We start from the raw sequence: 20,440 nt of genomic DNA on the forward strand, positions 1-20,440 counted from the left end.
GTCGCCTCTCGGATCCGAGACGTCGGTGGCCGGGTGGCGCGTTGACCCGGCGACCGCGGACCGGTGGACTGTGGGCGTGTCAGCCCCGGGAGCCCCAGGATCCACGGTGTACGACGTCGGCCAGCGGCTTGCGCCGGCGTGCGGTCGGCGAGCCCGACGGCGCCTCGTCGGTGGTGCGGTGGCCGAGGCTGATCGCGCCGACGGGGTCGAAGTCGTCGGGGATGCCGAACTCCCGGCGAAATGCGCGGTCGTGCTCGGGCGGGATCCCGAAGAAGCAGGCGCCGAGCCCCTCGTCGACCGCGGTCTGGAGGATCAGCAGGCTCGCCATCGCGGCGTCCATGTGCCAGAACGGCACCGGCCAGCGGGCCTCGTCCTCGTCGGTCCAGCCCTTGTCGGCCTCGGCGTAGCGACTGAGGTACGCCGCCTTGCTCGAGCACGGCACGATCAGCACCGGCGCAGTCCGCATGCCCGCCAGCCAGCTGTCCGGCAGCTCGCCGGGGCTCGTGGTGACCGACCAGAACCGGTCGATGTCGGCGCGATCCTCGAGGACGAGGAACGCCCAGCCCTGGCTGAAGCCCGCGCTCGGAGCGCGCACCGCGTTGGCCAGCGCGCGGTCGAGGAAGGCGGGGTCGACCGGCTCGTCGGTGTAGTCACGGATCATCCGTCGCCGTCGTACGACGTCCTGGAACTCCATGGGCCTCAGCATGCCTGACGACTTCGAGCGGATGTGGGCCGAGCTGGCGCCGATCGGGCGGTCCGCGGGCTCGGGTGGCTACTTCCGGCAGCCGTTCACCGCAGCCGAGCAGGAGCTCCGGGCGTGGTTCGACGAGCAGGCCGCCGCCCGCGACCTGCGGGTCGAGGAGGACCCGTTCGGCAACGCGGTCGCCTGGTGGGAGCCGGGCCCTGGCGGACTATCACGATTGCTCGTGGGTTCGCACCTGGACTCGGTGCTGGACGGAGGAGCGTACGACGGACCGCTGGGCGTGGTGTCGTCGTTCGCGGCGCTCGACCGGCTGCGCGCGCGGGGCGTCGTACCGACGCGTCCGGTCGGGGTGGCGGCGTTCGTGGAGGAGGAGGGGTCGCGGTTCGGTCTGGCCTGCCTCGGCTCGCGCCTGGCCACGGGGGCGACGACGTGGGCGGTGGCCCGGGAGCTCCGCGACCGGGACGGTACGGCGTTCGGTGACGTGGTCGCGGGCGGCGTGTCCGACCTGCTCGACGGCGTCGGCTGCTACGTGGAGCTGCACGTCGAGCAGGGACGCGACCTCGTCGACCGCGGTCGGGCGATCGGGGTGGCGAGCCGGATCTGGCCGCACGGGCGCTACCGCGTCGACATCGCCGGCACCGCCAACCACGCCGGGACGACCCGGATGGAGGACCGGCGCGACCCGATGCTCACCTACGCGATGACCGCGCTGGCAGCCAACAAGCAGGCGCGGGTGACCGGGCAACGGGCCACGTTCGGGCGGCTCGAGACCTCGCCCAACTCGACCAACTCCGTGCCCTCGGCGGTCACCGCGTGGCTGGACGTCCGCGCCGAGACCGACGCGCACCTCGCCGACCTGGTCGCGACGATCACGCGGCAGGCGGAGGAGCGCGCCGAGCGGGACGGTACGACGCTCACGGTCACCGCCGAGTCGGTCTCCGGCGCCACCGAGTTCGATGCCGACCTGGCCGCCCGGATCGCCGCCGACCACGCGGAGGGCGACTGGCCGGTGATCGCCACCCAGGCCGGGCACGACGCCGGGATCCTGTCCGCACGGGGGTTCCCCAGCGCGATGCTCTTCGTCCGCAACCCGACCGGGGTGTCGCACTCACCGGCCGAGCACGCCGAGGTGGCCGACTGCCTGGCCGGGGTCGACGCCCTGGCCGAGACCATCGAGCGGCTGGCCACATGAGCGACCCCACGTCGTACCTCCTCGAGCGGGCCTGGGTGGACGGCGCCGTCCACGACGACGTGTTGGTGGAGATCGAGGACGGGCGGTTCTCCCGGGTGGAGGTTCTCGGCCGAGACCGACGCTTCTCGGCCGAAATTTCGGCCGAGAAGCAGCGGCTTCCCCGGTCCACCGGTGAAACCTCCCCCCTCCCCGGCCTCACCCTCCCGGGGCTGGCGAACTGCCACAGCCACGCGTTCCACCGGGCCCTGAGGGGAAGGACCCAGCGCGGGTCGGGCACGTTCTGGACCTGGCGCGAGCAGATGTACGACGTCGCCGGGCGGCTGGATCCGGACTCCTATCTCGCGCTGGCGGAGGTCACCTTCCGGGAGATGGTCGCGGCCGGGATCACCACGGTGGGGGAGTTCCACTACCTGCACCACCAACCCGACGGCACGCCGTACGACGACCCGAACGCCATGGGCCGCGCCGTCATCGAGGCCGCGACCAGGGCCGGGATCCGGCTCACCCTGCTCGACACCTGCTACCTGACCGCCGGCATCGGACGGCCGCCGGAGGGTGTGCAGCGCAGGTTCAGCGACGGCGACGTCGACGGTTGGGGCGAGCGCCTCGACAGCCTGACCGGCGACGAGCGGACCAGGATCGCCGGCGCCTACCACTCGGTGCGCGCCGTACCCCGCGACCAGATGCGCACCCGGACCGCCTCCCCGCTACACATCCACCTCTCCGAGCAGGTCGCGGAGAACGACGAGTGCCTGGCGGCCTACGGCCTGACCCCGACCCAGGTCTTCGCCGAGGCCGGCCACCTGACCGACCACAACACGCTCGTCCACGCCACCCACCTCACCGACGACGACGTCCGGCTGATCGGCCGCTCGGGGGCGTACGTCGACTTCTGTCCCACCACCGAGCGCGACCTCGGTGACGGCATCGGCCCCGGAAGGGCCCTGCAGGACGCCGGGGCGCGGCTCACCCTCGGCAGCGACAGCCATGCGGTGATCGACCCCTTCGAGGAGATGCGCGCGCTCGAGCTCGACGAGCGCCTCGCCTCCCGGAGCCGCGGCCACTGGACCGCGGCCGAGCTCCTCGTGGCCGGCACCCGCCACGACTCCCTGGGCTGGGACGACGTGGGCCGGATCGCGGTCGGTGAGCGCGCCGACCTGGTCACCCTCGCCACCGACACCACCCGCACCGCTGGCACCGGCGCCGACGAGCACACGGCGGTGTTCGCCGCCGCGGCCGAGGACGTCACCCAGGTCGTGGTCGACGGTCGGGTCGTCTTCCGGGCCGCCGACCGCCAGCAGCTCGGGCGCGACCTGGCCGACGTGGTGGGGAGACTGTGGTCATGACGGCGACCCTGATCACCCACATCGGGGAGCTGGTCACCAACGCGCCCGACGCTCCCGACCTGCTGGGCGCGATCCACGACGCCGCGCTCGTCGTCGAGGGTACGACGGTGGCCTGGGTCGGTGCGGCCGTCGACGCGCCCGCCGCCGACCAGGTGATCGACGCGGGTGGGCGCGCCGTGATCCCGGGCTTCGTGGACTCCCACTCCCACCTGGTCTTCGCCGGCGACAGGGGCGAGGAGTTCGCCGCCCGGATGGCCGGCGAGCCCTACGCGGCCGGGGGCATCCGGACCACGGTGGCCGCGACCCGGGCCGCCGGTGACGAGCAGCTCACCAGCCACGTCGCGCACCTCGTCGCCGAGATGCGCCGTCAGGGCACCACCACGGTGGAGATCAAGAGCGGCTACGGGCTGAATGTCCTCGACGAGGCCCGCAGCCTCGCCATTGCCCGGCAGTTCACCGAGGAGACCACCTTCCTGGGCGCGCACGTGGTCCCCGACGGCACCACCCCCGAGGAGTACGTCGCGCTGGTCACCGGCCCGATGCTCGACGCGTGCGCGCCGCACGCCCGTTGGATCGACGTGTTCTGCGAGGTCGGGGCCTTCGACGAGGACCAGGCGCGGGCGATCCTCCTGGCCGGGCGGGCGGCCGGGCTGAAGGGCCGCCTGCACGCCAACCAGCTCGGCCGGGGACCCGGCGTACGACTCGGCGCGGAGCTCGGCCTGACCGCCGTCGACCACTGCACCCACCTCTCCGACGCGGACGTCGCCGCCCTCGCCGACTCCGGAACGATCGCCACCCTGCTGCCGGGGGTGGAGTTCTCGACCCGGCAGCCCTATCCCGACGCACGGGCGCTCCTCGACGCCGGCGTCCGGGTCGCCATCGCCACCGACTGCAACCCCGGCTCCTGCTTCACCAGCTCCATGCCGCTATGCATCGCCCTGGCGGTTCGCGAGATGGGGCTGACCCCGGCCGAGGCCGTCCACGCCGCCACCGCGACGGCCGCCGCGGCCCTCGACCGCACCGACATCGGCAGGCTGGTGCCGGGCAGCCGGGCGGACCTCGTGATGCTGGACGCGCCGAGCCACGTCCACCTGGCCTACCGCCCGGGCGTCCCTCTCGTCACCGGCACCTGGGTGGGTGGACGTCCCGTCTGAGGTAGCAGCCCGCGGCGCGGGGTCGGTCTGAGGTAGGGGCGAGCCAGAGATAGGGCACGGTGCCGATGTCCGGGCCTACCTCACAGGCGCAGTCTCGTCGTATCAGTCACGGATACGAAGGGATGAGAGCCATGAACGACCTGTACCTGCTGGAGGGCGAGTACCACTACCGCGCCAACCGCACCCGCAACGAGCTGCGCCCGGTGCGCTACCGCCGCTGGCGCAAGCGCGTCGCGGCGAACGGCGCCGCCGCGGCGACCAACGAGAAGAACTGGATCAGCTGACGTGGTGTCCGTGGTCCACGACATCATGGACCGCATGACGTCGCCGCTGGTCGGTCGAGATGCCGAGCTGGAGCACCTCTGCTCCACGCTCGGCATCTCGTCGTCGGGCGACGTGGCTGATCGATCCGCGATCCTCCTGGCCGGCGACGCCGGCGTCGGCAAGACCCGGCTGCTCACCGAGCTGCGCGACCGGGCGATCGACAACGGCTGGCAGGTGCTGGCCGGGCACTGTCTCGACTTCACCGACAGCGCACTGCCCTACCTCCCCTTCTCCGAGATCACCGGCCGGATCTCCCGCGAGCTGCCCGATGTCTTCGACGACGTCGCCGCCCGCCACCCCGCCCTCCTCCGGCTCCTGCCCGGCCAGCGGATGCTGAGCCAGGCCACCGACCCCGAGTCGCTGCCCGCCGACCAGGGTGCCCTCTTCGACGGCGTCCACGCGCTCGCCGAGGCTGCCGGCGCCCGGCGGCCGACGCTCCTCGTCGTCGAGGACCTCCACTGGGCCGACCAGTCGACCCGCGACCTGATGAGCTTCCTGTTCAGCCGCGGCTTCGAGGCCCCGGTCGCCCTCGCCGCCTCCTACCGCTCCGACGACCTCCACCGCCGTCACCCGCTCCGCCGCCAGGTCGCCGAGTGGGCGCGGATGAGTGGCGTCGAGCGCCTCCAGCTCGAGCCCCTGGCCGCTGCCGACGTACGCCGTCTGGTCCAGGAGCTGCACCCCGACCCGATGTCCGAGGAGTGCCTCAGCGACATCGTGACCCGCGCCGAGGGCAACGCCTTCTTCGTCGAAGAGCTGGTCGGCGCCACCTGGGCGCGCGGCGGAGGTGTGCCCGTGGACCTCGCCGACGTGCTCCTGGTCCGTCTGCAGGGGCTCGACGAAGCCGCCGTCACGGTCGTCAGGGCCGCGGCCGTCGCCGGGCGCCGGGTCTCCCACGCGGCCCTGAGCGCCGTGGTCGACGTGTCCCCGGCCGACCTCGACCGGGCCGTGCGCGACGCCGTCGAGGGCCATGTGCTGGTGCCCAGCCGCGACGACGACTTCTACCAGTTCCGCCACGCCCTGCTGGCCGAGGCGGTCTACGACGACCTGCTGCCCGGGGAGCGCACCGCCCTCCACGCCGCCTACGCCCGCGCCCTGCTCGAGGGTCGCGCGACCGGCACCGCGGCCGAGCTCGCGCGTCACGCGCGCCTTGCCCACGACTACGCCACCGCGCTCACCGCGAGCCTGCGCGCGGGTGACGACGCCCGCGGCGTCGGCGGTGCGGAGGAGGCGGCGTTCCACTACCTCCAGGCGCTCGAGCTCTGGCACGACTCGCGCCTGCCCGAGGACACCGGACTCGACTACCCACGTCTGGTGGGCCTGGTCTCCGACGCGCTGGTCGCCGCCGGCCACCCGGCTCGCGCGCTCGGCGTGGTCCGCGAGCAGCTCGACCACCTCCCCGAGGGCACCGACGACTCCGTCCGGGGCCAGATCATGGGGGTGCTCGCGGGGACGCTGGTGATGACCGAGACCTCCGAGGACCCGACCGAGCTGACGCGTGCGGCCGTTGCGCTGGTCCCGGACGAGCCGACCAACGCCCGGGCCAAGGTGCTCGCAGCCCACGCCCGCACCCTGGCCCGGGCCGGCCGCAAGGACGAAGGGCGGCCGGTGGCGATGGCCGCCCTCGCCCTGGCCGAGCGGCTCGACATGCCCCGCCTCGCCAGTGACATCCGCACCACGCTGGTGGGGCTCGAGCGCAGTGTCTCACCGGAGTCGATCGCGGAGGCCCTGCGCGCCGCGAGCGAGGATGCCGCTGCGGCCGGCGCCGCCAACGCCGAGCTCCGGGCCCTCCTGCTGCTCGGGCACCACCACCTCGACCTCGGTGAGTTCGGGCGGGCGGACGAGGCGTTCGAGCGCACCAGGGCCCGCGCCCGTGCCGTCGGCACCCCCTGGGTGCCCTGGGCGGCCGAGGCGCGCTGGACCCACGCGGTCTCGCTGAGGCTTCAGGGCCGGTGGGACGAGGCGCTCCAGGTGCTCGACATCAGCCGGGAGTCGCCACCGCCGATCTACCGCGCCCTGATGACCGCCACCCGGGCCCAGGTGATGGCCGCCCGGGGCGAGACGGCCGCCGGTGAGCTCGCGCGGGAGCTGCACGACTTCTGGCCGCTCGAGGGGCTGATCGCGATCACCGGCGGCTCGGCCGAGCTGATGCTGCACGAGCAGGCCGGCGACCAGGCGGCCGCCCACACGACGTACCGCCTGATCGTGGACACCCTGACCCGGATCTGGCACCCGCAGTTCCAGGCCCGGGTGCGCCTGGCCACGATCACGCTGTCGGCCTTCGCGTCGGGGGCCACCCACCGCAGCGCCGCCGAGCGCGCCGACGACCACGACGTCGTCACCCGTCTGGCAGCCGACGCCCACGGGGTGCTCGACCGGCGCGGAGACGCTCTGGTGTCCTGGGGGCCCGAGGCCCGCGCCTGGGAGGCCCGACTGGACGCCGAGCTGCTCCGCTGGAGATGGGCCGCGGACATCGACCCGCCGAACCACGACGAGCTCGTGGAGGCCTGGCGCCGGGCCGAGCGCCGGGCCGAGGTCTTCGCCGATCCCTACGAGCTGGCGGTCGTGCGGGCCCGGCTCGCGACCCTGCTGGCGGCCACCGGTGATGCAGACGCGGCTCGCGAGCTGGCCGTGGCTGTCTCCGACGTGGCCGGTCGGCTCGACGCGGCGCCCCTGCTGGCCATGCTCGGGCCGCTGCGCCAGCCGGGCCGGCCCACCTCGGTGCCGTCGGCGCGGCCGACGCTGACGCCCCGGGAGACCGAGATCCTGGCTCTGGTCGCCGAGGGTCGCAGCAACGGTGAGATCGGGCGCCAGCTGTTCATCAGCACCAAGACGGTGTCGGTCCACGTGTCCAACATCCTGGGCAAGCTCGCGGCGTCGGGCCGCACCGAGGCCGCCGCCATCGCCCGTCGCGACGGCCTGATCGGCTGAGCCCCGGCCCCGGCACCGGCACCGGCACCGGCGCCGCGGGTCGCGCCGGCGCGTCGGGGCCTGATCGACGTACTCCTAGTATGGCGACAGGAACGGAGCCGCCATGCCCACCACCCTCGAGACCGACCCGTCAGCCCTGACCGCGCGACGCTTCGAGCGGATGCGTCCCTTCGGGGGCGACACCGCCCCACCCGTCGACACCACCGGGCTGCCACCCGGACCGCGCTGGCCGGTCTGGCTGCAGAGCGTGGGCCTGCTGCGGTTCCGGCACCAGTTCGTGCCGCATCTGTGGCGGGAGTACGGCGACGTGTTCACCGTGCGGGTCGTGCCGGGTGGCCGGCCGCTGGTGCTCTTCACCAGGCCGGAGCACGCCAAGGAGATCTTCGCCGGCGACCCCGAGGTCTTCCATGCGGGCAAGGCCAACGCGATCCTCGGCCCGATCATGGGTGAGCACTCGCTCCTCCTCCAGGACTCCTCCGCGCACAAGCGCGCCCGTGCGCTGCTGATGCCTGCCTTCAATGGCCAGGCGCTGCGCGGCTACCGCTCCCTGGTCGAGGAGGTGGCGCGGGACGAGGTGGCGCGCTGGCGGCCCGGTCAGGAGCTCCGCAGCCTCGACCGGATGAACGCCCTGACCCTCGAGGTGATCCTCCGCGTGGTCTTCGGGGTGACCGACGAGGACCGCCTGGCCCGGCTCCGGCCCTGCGTCAACCGGACCGTGAACATCAGCCCCGCGGTGCTGCTGGGCTGGGGCTATCCGGCCCTGCAGAGGTTCGGCCCCTGGAGGAAGACCGTCGACAACGCCTACGCGCTCGACCGGCTGATCTACGCCGAGATCCGCGAGCGTCGTGCTGCCGCCGACCTCGCCGAGCGCACCGACGTGCTGTCCCGGCTGATCCGTGCCGCCCCACCCCAGGAGGCGACGAACGGGTCGAGCGCCGCCGACGGTGGGGACCGGCTCACCGACGAGGAGCTGCGCGACCAGCTCGTGACGCTGCTCCTGGCCGGCCACGAGACCACCGCCACGGCGCTCGCCTGGGCGCTCTACGAGCTCGGTCGCGACCCCGCGCAGCTGGTCCGGGCGCGGACGGCGGCCGGAGAGGGTGACGACGACTGGCTCGAGGCGGTGCTCAAGGAGTCCATGCGCCTCCACCCGGTGATCCCGATGGTGGTCCGCACCTTGATCCGGCCGGCCACGGTCGGGGGCTGGGACCTGCCGGCCGGGGCGACCGTGGGGCCTTCGATCATCCTCACCCACGCCCGCCCGGACAACCATTCCGACCCGTCCCGTTTCGACCCCGAGCGGTTCGTCGGGCACAACCCTCCGGTGAACACCTGGATCCCCTTCGGGGGCGGGGTGCGGCGGTGCATCGGGGCCGGGTTCTCGCTGATGGAGGGCGTGGCCGTGCTCCGCCAGGTGCTCACGTCGTACGACGTGACGGCGGTGGGCGCGGACCGGCCCCGGGTCCGCAACATCACCAGCGTCCCGCGGCGCGGAGCCCGGATCCGCGTCGGCTGATCACGATTTGGGCGAACGTCTGACTGAGTGCCATCGGGCCCGTCACACTGAGGGGTCATGGGCTGGGGGGCACGCATCGCTGCTACGCGGATGGACATCCGCCCCTTCCGCGAGCACCGGGACTTCCGGCTGCTGCTGATCGCTGGGACCGTCTTCTACTTCGGCGGGATGATGACCTACGTCGCCATTCCCTTCCAGATCTACCAGCTCACCCACTCCAACCTGGCGGTCGGCGCGGTCGGCCTGGCCGAGCTCGTCCCGCTGATCGTCTTCGGGCTGTACGGCGGTGCCCTGGCCGACCACATGGACCGTCGACTGCTGCTGATCTGGACTGGGATCGCCCAGGCCGCCTTCACCGCGTGGCTGGCGATCAACGCCTTCTCCAGCCATCCGCGGCTGTGGGAGATCTTCCTGGTCTCCGGGCTCCTGGCGTCGTCGTCGGCGATGCAGCGGCCGTCGCGCGAGGCGCTGCTGCCGCGCACAGTCCGGCACGACGAGATCATCGCGGCCAACGCGCTGAGCAGCCTCGGCATGCAGTTCGGCGTGCTGGCCGGCCCGGCCCTCGGTGGCGTCCTGGTGGCGTCGTTCGGTCCGGCCTGGTGCTTCCTGGTCGACATCGTCGGCCTCTTCGTCGCCTCGATGCTCTACGCCGCGATGCGGCGCTACCCGCACGTCGGCGAGACCGAGCCGCCTAGCCTGCGCGGCATCAAGCTCGGGCTCCGGTACGCCATGAGCCGGCGCGACCTGCTGGGCACCTACGTCGTCGACATCGCCGCGATGCTGCTGGCGATGCCGGTGGTGCTCTTCCCCGCACTGGCCGCGGAGGTCTTCGGCAACCCGCACCTGCTCGGCCTGCTCTACTCCGCGGAGACGGTCGGCGCGCTGATCGCGACCGCGCTGTCGGGCTGGACCTCACGGGTCCGGCGGCACGGCCGGGCGATCGTCCTGGCGGCGATGGCCTACGGCGCCTTCATCGCGATGGCGGGCATGGCTCCGACGATCTGGGGTGCGCTCTTCTTCTTCACCTGCGCCGGCGCCGCCGACATGATCTCGGCGCTCTTCCGCGGCACCATCTGGAGCCAGACCATCCCGGACAACCTGCGCGGACGGCTGGCCGGCATCGAGATGCTCAGCTACTCCGTCGGGCCGCTCGGAGGGCAGGTGCGCGCCGGCCTCGTGGCGGACCGCTGGACGGTCCGCGGCTCGATCGTCAGCGGCGGCGTGGCCTGCGTGGGCGGCGTCGCGCTGACCGCGATGTGGCTGCACGACTTCTGGTCGTACGACGCACGCACCGACGAGCATGCCGTGGCCCAGAGACAGGCCCGGCAGCTCGCCGGTGAGCGCGTCAACCCTGCCCAGTAGCACCCCGCGGGTGCGACCGGGTCAGTTCATGCCGAACAGCGCGAACATCATCCCGGCGAAGGCGTGCGGCGCGCCGCTGTCCTTGTCCGGGTAGAAGCACAGCGAGACGTACTGGCCCTTCGGGACGTGGTACTTCCACACGATGGTGTGTCCGGGGCTGATCACCTCGGTCGAGGCCGTGGCGCCGCCCTGCTTGAAGAACGTCGGCGGACCCGACGGGTTCATCAGCCAGTTCATGACGTCCTGGTCGGTGGTGGACTTCCGAACCTGCTCCACGTCGATGAAGTGAGGCTGGATCGCGTTGTTGGTCGACTTCATCCAGCCGCGGTGCGGGTTGGAAGCCGGCGCCTTGAAGCTCATCGAGCCCTTCATGCCGAGCTTGCCGTCGGCCGACGGCAGGGACCGCGTCTGGTGGGCACCCTTGGCCTTGAAAGTGCCGACGGTGTTCCGCTTGAGGTTGATCACGTAGTACGTGCCGGCCTTGTCGATGTCGGTGCCCCACATGTTGGGCTTGGCGCCGGGTGCGGGGATCGGCATGCCGCCGTAGAACACGACGTTCTTGTCGACGCGCTGCACGGTCGGGACATCCCCGGCCATGAGCGGCCCGATGTCCGCGGCCAGGTCCGCGAGCGTGTAACCGCTCTTCAGCCGGAGCAGCTGGATCGAGCCGTTGGCGGTTCCGCGGACGACCTTGAACATGGTCTTGCCGGGCTTGATCTGGGCGCTCGAGAGCTTGAGGCTGCCCTTGTTCGCCTTGATCGTGAAGACCGGAGCGGCGGCCGAGCGGGCCGCCGTGTGCGTATGTGTGGTGGCCTGGGCGGCGCCGCTCACGGCGGCCAGCCCGGTCACCGAAGCCGTGAGCAGCAGCGCTGTGGTCGCCGCCGCACGGGAACGTGTGTGCATCTCGAGTCTCTCCTCCTGATCGGGAGCCCCCCTGCGGAACCCTTGGGGGCAGTTCTAGGCGGCGTCGGCCGGTCCGTCACGCATCGACGCGGAGAATCACTCCCGAGGATGACCTGGGAGGCGCCGAATCATCCTCCGGGATGACCCGGCCGAGGGCGGGCTTGTCCGCTCGGCGACAATGGCCACGGCGACGAGCGGTGTCGAGGGAAAGTTCCGGTCCAGGAGGTGTGCTGAGGGTGAGTGTGGACGAGCAACGCCCGGTGCTCGCCGGTCTGGCTGCCCTGGTGGGCGTGGCGCTCGCGGTCGGACTCGTCGCCGCGCTCGCCGTCGTGGCCGGTGCCCATGTGCTGGGCCTGGGCGGCGGACGGGCCGACGGGGGCCCCGGCGCCGCCGGGGCCACCATGTACCTCCCGAAGCCGCAGAAGACGCAGCCCGCGAGTGGTCCGTCCATCACGCTGGGCTCGGCGCCCACCTCCAGCAGCGCGTCGCACAGCCCCCGCGTCCGCACCCACCCCCGCAAGCAGATCTCGCTCCAGGCCGGCGAGCAGACCGTCGCCCCGATGGGTCGGATCGACCTGAGCGGCACCTACCCCGGTGGGGAGGGTGCGGTGCTGAACGTCGAGAAGTTCAGCAACGGTTCCTGGCAGGGCTTCTACTCGGTCTCGGCGACGGTCACCAACGGGACGTTCTCGACCTACATCCAGACCGGCACGCCCGGGGTGAACCGCTTCCGGGTGGTCGACTCGGACACCCACATCGCCTCCAACGAGATCAAGGTGACCATTCGCTGAGCCCGGCTCGGTGTCAGGCCGCGCCGCACAGCTCGTCCGGTCGCGCCGCCAGGTGCTCGCCGCTACGTCTCTGGTCGGCACGCCCACCGGAGGTGCTCCGCTGGCCGGCGACCACGCCGCCGAGCACGAGCACCATGCCGAGCGCCTGCGGCCACCCGAACGCCTCGCCGGCCACCACCACGCCGAGCCCGGTGCCGACGACCGGGTTGACCAGGCCGACCAGGGCGACCGCGCCCGCGGGCATGGCGCGCAGCCCGGTGAACCAGCACCAGTAGGCCAGGCCGGTCCCGGCGACCATCAGCCACAGGTAGCCCGACACGGCCTGAGCCCCGAGGTGCGGTGGAGGACCTTCGAAGAGCCAGGCGACCGGCAGCAGGGCGAGGCCGCCGACGACCAGCTGCCACGACACCAGGGTCAGCAGGTCGACCGGCGGGGTCCACCTCTTGACCAGCACGAACCCCAGCGCCGACACGACCACGGAGCCGAAGGCGGCGACCAGCCCCAGGGCATCCAGGTGCCCGGGCGAGCGCAGCACCAGGAGCGTGACACCGAGCAGGCCGACACCGGCGCCCGCGATCCGCCGCGGCCCGGCCCGCTCCCCGATCACCAGCGCGGCCAGGGCCATCACCGCCAGCGGCGAGGTGGCCTGCAGGGTGGAGGCGAGGCCGCCGGGCAGCCGGTAGGCGGCCAGGAAGAGCAGCGGGAAGAACAGCCCGATGTTGCACAGCCCGAGGAGGATCGCCCGCCACCACCAGCCGGGCGGGGGAAGCCGACGGGTGACGGCGAGGAGCACGAGCCCGGTCGGGAGCGCTCGCAGAGTGGCCGAGAGCAGCGGCCGGTCGGGCGGAAGGAGGCGCTCGGTGACGAGGTACGTCGTACCCCACGCGGCGGGCGCGAAGGCGGTGAGGGCGAGCGTTCTCCAGGAGATAGTTTCCATGGAAGGTAATATACCTTCCATGGAAGATATAGTGAAGGCCATGGACCCGGACCACGTGGACGCGATCCTGGCGCAGTGGGCTCGCGAGCGCCCCGATCTCGACGCCTCGCCGATCGGCCTGATCGGACGCCTCCACCGGCTCGCGGACGTGCTGAACGTCGAGCTCCGACGTGTCTTCGCCGAGGAGGGGCTCGGGGACGGCGACTTCGACGTGCTGGTCACCCTGCGCCGGCACGGCGCCCCCTACGAGCTGACGCCCGGCGAGCTCGGAGCCTCGACCATGGTGACGTCGTCGGCGGTGACCAAACGGATCGACCGGCTCGAGCAGGGAGGGCTGGTGACTCGCACCGTCAGCGCGTCGGACGGACGGTCGCGCCGGATCCGGCTGACCGAGACCGGCCTCGTGCTCGTGAACCGTCTGATGGCCCGCCACGTCGCGAACGAGCAGCGGCTGGTGTCGGGCCTCACCGCTCAGGAGCGGACCCAGCTCGCCGACCTCCTGCGCCGCTGGGGTCAGACCTTGGAGGGATAGTCCGGCACCCCTGGCACCTTTCGGGGCGCCCGGACGGTGCCGTACGTGCCGGACTATCCCGAGACGGCGCCTCAGCCCAGCCAGTCCATGGTGTTCGGGTGGGGGCCGATCCGGCCGTCCTCGCCGCGGTCGAGCCCGGTGATCGTGGCCAGGTCGTCGTCGGAGAGCTCGAAGTCGAAGATCGCGAAGTTCTCCGCCATCCGCTCCCGGCGCATCGACTTCGGGAACACGATGTCACCACGCTGGAGCTGCCACCGAAGCGCCACCTGGGCGGGGGTGCGGTCCAGCCGGGCGGCGATCTCGGCGATGGTCGAGTCGTCGTTCACGCGGCCCTTGGCGATCGGGGCCCACGCCTCGGTGACCGTGCCGTGCCGCGCGCCGGCCGCGCGGGCCGCCTCGTTGCCGAAGAACGGGTGCACCTCGATCTGGTTCACCGCGGGTACGACGCCGGTCGCCTCCACGATCCGGTCGAGGTGCTCCGGCTCGAAGTTGGAGACCCCGATCGACCGTGCCCGGCCGTCGCCGCGGAGCTCGACCAGCGTCTCCCAGGTGGAGACGAAGTCGCCGTCGTAGCGGGTGGGCAGCGGCCAGTGGATCAGGAACAGGTCGACCTGGTCGAGCCCCAGTCGATCCAGGGACTCCCCGAAGGCGCGGCGCGCGTCGTCGGGCCGGTGGAAGCCGTTGTTGAGCTTGGTGGTGATCCACAGGTCGTCGCGCGGGATGTCTGCGGCCGCCACCGCGGCCCCGACCTCGGCCTCGTTGCCGTACATCTGCGCGGTGTCGATGTGGCGGTAGCCCACCTCGAGCGCGGTCTCGACGGTCTGCTGCGTCTGGTCGGGCGGCACCTGGAAGACCCCGAACCCGAGCTGCGGGATCTCGCGGCCGTCGTTCAGGGTGACGTTCGGGACGGAGTTGCTGGAAACAGTCATGCAGGGCCCGACAACACGATTGCGCAACTTATTCCGCGGAGGCGTTCGCCGGCCTCGGATCGGTTGTGGTCACCCTGTTAGATGGGGGCCGTGCGACTCCTGAGAACCCTCGCCCCGCTGCTCCTGGTGGCGTCCCTGGCCACCGCCTGCGGCTCGGGCTCGAGCTCCACCCCGGGTGGGGCCGGGGGCTCCACGACGCCGACCAGTGGCGGCACCACCGGCACCACCGCGAGCGGGCAGCTCGAGCTGCGACCGGTCTACGCGCGCTACGCCACCGGCGTACCCCTGGGGCCGCAGGTGCCCAAGGCCCTGCTCGACGCGATGTCCTCGCAGGCCTGCCCGATGGACCCGGCCGAGCTCCAGGGAATGCTGATGGAGTGCGACGCCGGCAAGACCGTGTTCCTGCTGAAGGACCCCGTCGTCACCGGTGACGTGACCAAGGCGCACATCCACCAGATCGGCCACAAGAACCTCTACTTCCTCCGGCTCACCCTGGATCCCACGGCCGCGGCCACCCTCGACTCCGACGCCCAGTCGATGGTCGGCACCGAGCTGGCTTTCTGCTTCGGCGGGAGCGTGATCACCTCGGTGATCGTGGATCCCCACTTCTCGGCCGAGCGCCTGACGATCACCGGCAGCTACACCAAGGCCCAGGCCACGAAGCTGGCCGGTCAGATCACCGCGTCGTAGCCCGGCCGGTCAGTAGCCCACCTCGTTCGGGTTGCGCCACTGGCGCTCGAACGGGAGCCGCCAGGCGAACGGCGCGACCAGCTGGTGGATCTGGTTGGGTCCCCACGAGCCCTGCGCGTAGGGCCGGACGATCGGGGGGTTCTCCAGGAGTGGCGTGGACAGCTCCCAGAGCCGCTCGATGCCCTCGGCGCTGGTGAAGAGCGTCCGGTCGCCGCGGGCGGCGTCGTAGATCAGGCGCTCGTAGGCCTCGAGCACCGCTCCGGCCCAGCCGGTGTCGTGCATGGCGAACTGCATCGACAGCTTGTCGAGCTTCATGCCCGGCCCGGGCCGCTTGCCGTAGAACGACAGCGACATCTTGGCCTGGTCGGCCAGGTCGAAGGTCAGGTGGTCGGGGCCGTGATCGCCGACTCCCGAGCCCGGCGGGAACATCGAGCGGGGCGGCTCACGGAACGCGATCGAGATGATCCGGGCCCCCTCGGCCATCCGCTTGCCCGTGCGCAGGTAGAACGGCACCCCGGCCCACCGCCAGTTGTCGACGTAGCACTTGAGCGCGACGAAGGTCTCGGTCTCGGAGTCGTGCGCGACCCCCTCGATGTCGCGGTAGCCGACGTACTGGCCACGGACCACGTCGGTCGGTTCGATCGCGCACATCGAGCGGAACACCTTGTTCTTCTCCTCGCTGATGGCGTAGGGCTCGAGCGCCGTCGGAGGCTCCATCGCGGTGAAGGCCAGCACCTGAAACAGGTGGGTGACCACCATGTCCCGGTACGCACCGGTGCTCTCGTAGAACGACGCGCGCTGCTCGAGGCCGAGCTCCTCGGGGACGTCGATCTGCACGTGGTCGACGTGGTTGCGATGCCAGATCGGCTCGAACAGGCCGTTGGCGAACCGGAACGCCAGGATGTTCTGGGCGGCCTCCTTGCCCAGGAAGTGGTCGATCCGGAAGATCTGGTCCTCCTTGAAGACCTGGTGCAGCTCGGCGTTGAGCTTCTTCGCGCTGGCCAGATCGGTGCCGAACGGCTTCTCCATGATGATCCGGCTGCGCTTGACCAGGCCCGCCTCCTTGAGCTCGTGCACGACGGCGAGGGCGGCCTTGGGCGGCACGCTGAGGTAGTGCAGGCGGTCGAACTCCGCCGTGCGCTCGCCCTCCGCCTCCTCGATGCAGCGGCGGAGCCCCTCCGGCCCGGTGTCACCGGGTGCCCAGTGCAGCAGCTTGGCGAACTCCGACCAGCCGTCGGTGTCGCCGTCGTCACCGGCGAACTCGAGCACGGCCTGGTGGGCGAACTCGATGAACGAGTCGCGGTCGTGCTCCTCGAGCGACGTACCGACGACCTGGACGTCGCGCATCAGCCCCGACTGGAACAGGTGCAGCAGGCCGGGCAACAGCTTGCGCCGGGACAGGTCGCCGGTGGCGCCGAAGAGGACGACGGTCGTGGGCTTCAGAGGCATGTGACCAGCCTGCCCCCACGGCCGTCGTAAGAGAAGGGTGGGGCCGGAACGGGCGGGTCCTCGAGGAGCGAACCCGCCCGCCGTTCAACTGCGGTGGGCCAGCGACTCCTGGTCGGCGTCGGCGTCGGCGTCCGTGACGGCGTCCGCGTCGTCGTCCGGCGTCTGCGCGGCCTCGGCCTCGGCCGGGACGTCGACGTCCGCACCGGCGGCGTCCGGCTCGGCCCACGCCTCCTCGGCGTCACCGAAGCCGGTCAGGGAGAACGGTGCGGTCCCGGTCAGCGTGGCCAGCATCTGGCGGACGTTGGCCAGCTGGGCGTTGATGCTGTCGCGGCGCTGGGTGGCGGCGGCCAGCTCGCGGTCGGTGTCCGCCCGGATCCGCTCGGCGGAGGCCTTCGCCTCGCCGATGATCTGCTCGGCCTTCTCGCGCGCCTCCTCCGCCAGCCGGGCGGCCTCCTTGGCTGCCTGGACCCGGGCCGCCTCGGCCTCGGCGCGGGTGCGGTCGGCGAACTCGCCGGCCTCCTCGAGCCGGGCCTGGGCGGCCGCCATCTTCTGGGTGAACTCCTCCTCGGCCGCCTGCCGACGACCGGCCAGGGTGGTCTCGAAGTCCGCCGCCGCCTTGGCGGCGCGGGCGCGCTGCTCCTCGTAGACCGCCTCAGCCTCCTGCATCCGCACCGAGGCGGCCCGCTCGGCGCTGTCGCGGTGCTCGTCGGCCGCCTTGCGGGCGTCCTCGACGATCCGCGAGGACTCGGCATCGGCCTGGCTGCGGGCGTTCGCGGTGTAGCGGTCGGCCTCCTCGCGCACCGAGGTGGCGTACTGCTCGGCGTTCGCACGATGGGCGTCCGACTCGTCGTGGACCTTGCTGCGCAGCTCGGCCGCCTCGGCGTCGGCGAGGGAGAGGATCTCGCCGACCCGGGCTCCGAGGTGCTCGTAGCTCGGGGGCTCGGCCGACGACGTGCTCGCCGCATGCAGCTCCTCGACCCGGGCGGCGAGCCCGTCTCGCTGCTGGGTGAGCGCGGTGACGGCTGCGGACAGCTCGTCGATGCGGTGGTCGACCTCGGCGGGGTCGTAACCCCGCATCACGGTGCGGAACTCGGTGGAATCGGTCACGGCTGGGGATCCTGAGGGGGAGGGGGATGGGTGGGGGTGGGAACGGCCAGCGCCTGGATGACGCCGGACAGCTGACCGAGCTCGGCGGTGATGCCGTCCCGGCGTCGTGCGAGCAGGGCGATCTCGGCGCGGGCGTCCTCGAGGGTACGACGGGCCTGGGTCCGCAGCTCGTCGGCCTCGGCCCGCGCACTCGCCACGAGCTGGGCTCCTTCGGTGCGGGCCCGGCGCAGCTCGTCGTCGGCGTCGCGCTGCTTCTGGAGGACCTCGTCGGCGACCTGCCGCCGCAGGGCCCGGGCTCCGGTCTCGGCCTCGGCCAGGCGGTGCCGGGCCCGCTCCTCGAGCTGGGCGGCGGCGTCCTCGGCGTCCTGGCGGATCCGGGCGGCATCGGCCTCGCCCAGAGCGCGGGTGTCCGCGGCGTCGCGGGCGGCGAGGTCGCGCTCCTGCCCGGCCTGCCGTCGTACGTCGTCGGCCTCGAGGCGGGCGGAGCCGCCCTCGTCGGCCAGTCGCTCGCGGAGCCGGCTCGAGGCGGCAGCGATCTGCTGACGGGTCTGCTGGAGCCGAGCGCCGGCCTGCCGATGCCCGAGGTGCCGGAGTCGTTCGGCCTCGAGCTCCGCGGTCTCGAGCAGGGACCGGACGGTCTGCTGGGTCCAGGTCGTCTGCTCGGCGGCCGCTGCCAGCTCGCGCCTGGCCTCCACCTGCGCCGCGGCCAGCAGCTCGCCGGCCTGCGCCTGGGCCTCGGCGAGGACCTGCGCGGCCTGCTGCCGGATCTGGGCGGAGGCGGCGTCGGCGTCCTCGCGCGCGGTCCGCGCCGCGACCTCGGCGGCCTCGTGCAGCCCGGCTGCCTCGGCCTGGGCGGCCGCGAGGAGCTTCTCGACCTGGGAGTTGGCGTCTGCGACCCGGGTCTCGACCAGGTCGCGGGTCTCGGAGTCCTGCTGGTCGGCCTGGGCGCGCGCCGCGGTGACCATGCCGTCCGCTCGCTCGCGAGCCTCGGAGACCAGGCGCTCGGCCTCCGTGCGGGCGTCGTGCAGCGTCTGGTCGGCCGCAGCGAGCCGCTCGGCGGCGCTGCTCTCGCCCTCGGCCAGGATCTGGTCGTGATGGGTCTGGGCGGCTTCCATCAGCAGCCGGGCCTGGTCACCGGCGTCGGCCACGATCTGACGTGCGTCCGCGGAGCCGTCGTCCAGCACCTTGCGGGCCAGGTCGTGGGCGCGGGTCGCCTCCGCGTGCAGGCGGCCGACCTCCTCGTGCAGCGAGCGGGCCTCGTCGGTGAGCCGGCCGGCCTCGTCCTCGGCCCGGCTCTGGAGCTCGTCGGCGACCCGCTGGGCGTGGCGGAGCAGTGCCGCGGCCCGCTCGGTGTCCTCTGCGGGGCCGGGTCCCGGGGGTCCCTGCTGCATCGCAGTCATCTGGCGATCCTCCCAGAGGTTGGCCGACTTGGGGAGCCTATGACCACTCTCGGACGGCATCGGGGCGGGGTCACAAGGCGAGCTGGTACCACGCGGTGTCGATCCAGCGGTCGAACTTGCGGCCGACCTCGCGCATCGTGCCCAGATGCGCGAAGCCGCACGACTCGTGCAGGGCCTGGCTGGCCGGGTTGGGCAGCGCGACCAGGGCCAGCGCCACGTGCATCCCGTCGGCGCCCAGGCGCGGCAGCAGGTCGTCGTACAACCGACGGCCGAGGCCCTGACCGCGCGCCTGCTCCGCGATGTAGACCGACGTCTCGCGGGTCAGCCGGTAGCCGGGCCGGGGACGGTACGACGAGGAGTAGGCGAAGCCGACCACGTCACCGTCGACGTCGGCGACCAGGAAGTGGTCGCCGGGCTCGGTGCTCTCGAGCCGGTGCTGCCAGTAGTCGACCGCCGGTGGCTCGAGGTCGAAGGTCGAGATGCCGGTGCGGACCTGCTCGGCGTAGATCGCGGCCACGGCGGCGAGGTCCTGCTCGGCGGCGGGGCGGGTGGCCGTCACGGCAGGAGGCCGTGGGCCCGGAACATCCGGTCGTAGATCGCCAGCACGACCGGCTCCTTGTGCCGGTTGTAGTCCATCCCGGTGCCGCCGCCGGGGCGGGCGTTCATCGCGGCTGCCGCGGTCCGCTTCGCGTCGGCGTACGCCGCCAGGTCGTCGGGGTGGTCGCGCAGCCAGGCCTGGAACATCAGGTGTCGGACCACCTCGGGACAGCCGGGACCGAAGACGTGCACGTAGGCGACCGGGTCGGCGTACGTGACCAGCCGGTGCTCGTGCCACCACGGCTCGCGGATGGTGTGGACGAACCCGGCGGCCTCCAGCTCCGGGAGGTACGACGCCTCGTCGGCCGGGTCGGCGACCACGAGGTCGACGTCGATCACCGGCTTGGCCGGCAGGCCCGCGACGGAGGTGGAGCCGACGTGGTGGAGCTCGAGGACCCGCTCGCCGAGCGCGTCGCGGATCGCGCCCTCGACCCGGGCGAAGTCGGCCGGCCAGCGGGCGTCGTACTCGGTCACCACGATCTCGTAGGGCTGCGAGGGCCCGTCCACCCACGGGTCGGCACCCGGTGGGGGGTCGTCGAAGTAGTGGCGGGTGATCTCCTCGTTCGTCGGGCGCACGGAC

General features: G+C 72.5%; 19 protein-coding genes. 10 read left to right on the forward strand and 9 right to left on the reverse strand.

Annotation, left to right across the window (positions count from 1 at the left end; genetic code table 11):
• Positions 1 to 79: 79 nt before the first annotated feature.
• Positions 80 to 694, reverse strand: a complete 615-nt coding sequence (locus tag E3N83_RS15980) for a nitroreductase family protein (protein WP_151084158.1) — start codon at positions 692 to 694, stop codon at positions 80 to 82.
• A 10-nt stretch (positions 695 to 704) separates the two neighbouring features.
• Here E3N83_RS15980 and E3N83_RS15985 point away from each other — a divergent pair, with 10 nt between their 5' ends.
• The 7 genes from E3N83_RS15985 to E3N83_RS16015 all read left to right on the forward strand — a co-directional run bounded on the left by E3N83_RS15985 (position 705) and on the right by E3N83_RS16015 (position 10,525).
• Positions 705 to 1,895: an allantoate amidohydrolase gene (locus E3N83_RS15985; RefSeq protein ID WP_151084159.1), complete on the forward strand. Its 1,191-nt coding sequence runs from the start codon at positions 705 to 707 to the stop codon at positions 1,893 to 1,895.
• Positions 1,892 to 3,241, forward strand: coding sequence for a formimidoylglutamate deiminase (locus E3N83_RS15990; protein WP_151084160.1), 1,350 nt, complete (start codon positions 1,892 to 1,894; stop codon positions 3,239 to 3,241). The genes E3N83_RS15985 and E3N83_RS15990 overlap by 4 nt, the downstream gene beginning before the upstream one ends.
• The gene (gene hutI, locus E3N83_RS15995) at positions 3,238 to 4,395 is read left to right on the forward strand and encodes an imidazolonepropionase (RefSeq protein ID WP_151084161.1); all 1,158 of its coding nucleotides are present in this window, start codon (positions 3,238 to 3,240) and stop codon (positions 4,393 to 4,395) included. Before E3N83_RS15990 ends, hutI begins: the two co-directional genes overlap by 4 nt.
• A gap of 131 nt (positions 4,396 to 4,526) precedes the next feature.
• Positions 4,527 to 4,679, forward strand: a complete 153-nt coding sequence (locus E3N83_RS19635; protein ID WP_191907831.1) for a hypothetical protein — start codon at positions 4,527 to 4,529, stop codon at positions 4,677 to 4,679.
• 34 nt (positions 4,680 to 4,713) lie between these two features.
• Positions 4,714 to 7,647: a helix-turn-helix transcriptional regulator gene (locus E3N83_RS16000; protein ID WP_191907832.1), complete on the forward strand. Its 2,934-nt coding sequence runs from the start codon at positions 4,714 to 4,716 to the stop codon at positions 7,645 to 7,647.
• A gap of 103 nt (positions 7,648 to 7,750) precedes the next feature.
• A complete protein-coding gene (locus E3N83_RS16010) occupies positions 7,751 to 9,163 on the forward strand; it encodes a cytochrome P450 (RefSeq protein ID WP_151084163.1) in 1,413 nt (470 codons plus the stop codon).
• 90 nt (positions 9,164 to 9,253) lie between these two features.
• A complete protein-coding gene (locus tag E3N83_RS16015; protein ID WP_238342941.1) occupies positions 9,254 to 10,525 on the forward strand; it encodes an MFS transporter in 1,272 nt (423 codons plus the stop codon).
• A gap of 21 nt (positions 10,526 to 10,546) precedes the next feature.
• Here the strand turns inward: E3N83_RS16015 and E3N83_RS16020 are convergent, their stop codons facing one another.
• On the reverse strand, positions 10,547 to 11,428 hold the full coding sequence (locus E3N83_RS16020) for a hypothetical protein (protein ID WP_151084165.1): 882 nt from the start codon (positions 11,426 to 11,428) through the stop codon (positions 10,547 to 10,549).
• Between the two features lie 236 nt (positions 11,429 to 11,664).
• Here E3N83_RS16020 and E3N83_RS16025 point away from each other — a divergent pair, with 236 nt between their 5' ends.
• Entirely contained in the window at positions 11,665 to 12,219 is a 555-nt protein-coding gene (locus tag E3N83_RS16025) for a hypothetical protein (protein ID WP_151084166.1), read from the forward strand.
• 13 nt (positions 12,220 to 12,232) lie between these two features.
• Here E3N83_RS16025 and E3N83_RS16030 read toward each other — a convergent pair whose 3' ends face one another.
• Positions 12,233 to 13,156 (reverse strand): EamA family transporter, encoded by a 924-nt coding sequence (locus E3N83_RS16030; protein WP_151084167.1) that lies wholly within the window; start codon positions 13,154 to 13,156, stop codon positions 12,233 to 12,235.
• A 19-nt stretch (positions 13,157 to 13,175) separates the two neighbouring features.
• On the opposite strand from E3N83_RS16030, the gene E3N83_RS16035 reads away from it, so the two are divergent.
• A complete protein-coding gene (locus E3N83_RS16035) occupies positions 13,176 to 13,688 on the forward strand; it encodes a MarR family winged helix-turn-helix transcriptional regulator (protein WP_238342942.1) in 513 nt (170 codons plus the stop codon).
• Between the two features lie 71 nt (positions 13,689 to 13,759).
• Here the strand turns inward: E3N83_RS16035 and E3N83_RS16040 are convergent, their stop codons facing one another.
• Positions 13,760 to 14,617, reverse strand: coding sequence for an aldo/keto reductase (locus E3N83_RS16040; protein WP_151084168.1), 858 nt, complete (start codon positions 14,615 to 14,617; stop codon positions 13,760 to 13,762).
• A gap of 90 nt (positions 14,618 to 14,707) precedes the next feature.
• Between E3N83_RS16040 and E3N83_RS16045 the strand changes: the two genes are divergently transcribed.
• Positions 14,708 to 15,307: a SecDF P1 head subdomain-containing protein gene (locus E3N83_RS16045; RefSeq protein WP_151084169.1), complete on the forward strand. Its 600-nt coding sequence runs from the start codon at positions 14,708 to 14,710 to the stop codon at positions 15,305 to 15,307.
• Between the two features lie 9 nt (positions 15,308 to 15,316).
• On the opposite strand, the gene zwf is transcribed toward E3N83_RS16045, so the two are convergent.
• The 5 genes from zwf to E3N83_RS16070 all read right to left on the reverse strand — a co-directional run bounded on the left by zwf (position 15,317) and on the right by E3N83_RS16070 (position 20,436).
• Positions 15,317 to 16,756: a glucose-6-phosphate dehydrogenase gene (gene zwf, locus E3N83_RS16050; RefSeq protein WP_151084170.1), complete on the reverse strand. Its 1,440-nt coding sequence runs from the start codon at positions 16,754 to 16,756 to the stop codon at positions 15,317 to 15,319.
• A gap of 84 nt (positions 16,757 to 16,840) precedes the next feature.
• The gene (locus E3N83_RS16055) at positions 16,841 to 17,863 is read right to left on the reverse strand and encodes a DivIVA domain-containing protein (RefSeq protein ID WP_151084171.1); all 1,023 of its coding nucleotides are present in this window, start codon (positions 17,861 to 17,863) and stop codon (positions 16,841 to 16,843) included.
• The gene (locus E3N83_RS16060; RefSeq protein WP_151084172.1) at positions 17,860 to 19,263 is read right to left on the reverse strand and encodes a coiled-coil domain-containing protein; all 1,404 of its coding nucleotides are present in this window, start codon (positions 19,261 to 19,263) and stop codon (positions 17,860 to 17,862) included. The genes E3N83_RS16055 and E3N83_RS16060 overlap by 4 nt, the downstream gene beginning before the upstream one ends.
• 70 nt (positions 19,264 to 19,333) lie before the next feature.
• Complete coding sequence (locus tag E3N83_RS16065) at positions 19,334 to 19,822, reverse strand: GNAT family N-acetyltransferase (protein ID WP_151084173.1); 489 nt, start codon at positions 19,820 to 19,822, stop codon at positions 19,334 to 19,336.
• Positions 19,819 to 20,436, reverse strand: a complete 618-nt coding sequence (locus E3N83_RS16070) for a GrpB family protein (RefSeq protein WP_202879249.1) — start codon at positions 20,434 to 20,436, stop codon at positions 19,819 to 19,821. The genes E3N83_RS16065 and E3N83_RS16070 overlap by 4 nt, the downstream gene beginning before the upstream one ends.
• Between the last annotated feature and the right edge of the window lie 4 nt (positions 20,437 to 20,440).

The sequence above is a fragment of the Nocardioides cynanchi genome, assembly GCF_008761635.1.
In the GTDB taxonomy this organism is placed as follows: Bacteria; Actinomycetota; Actinomycetes; order Propionibacteriales; family Nocardioidaceae; genus Nocardioides; species Nocardioides cynanchi.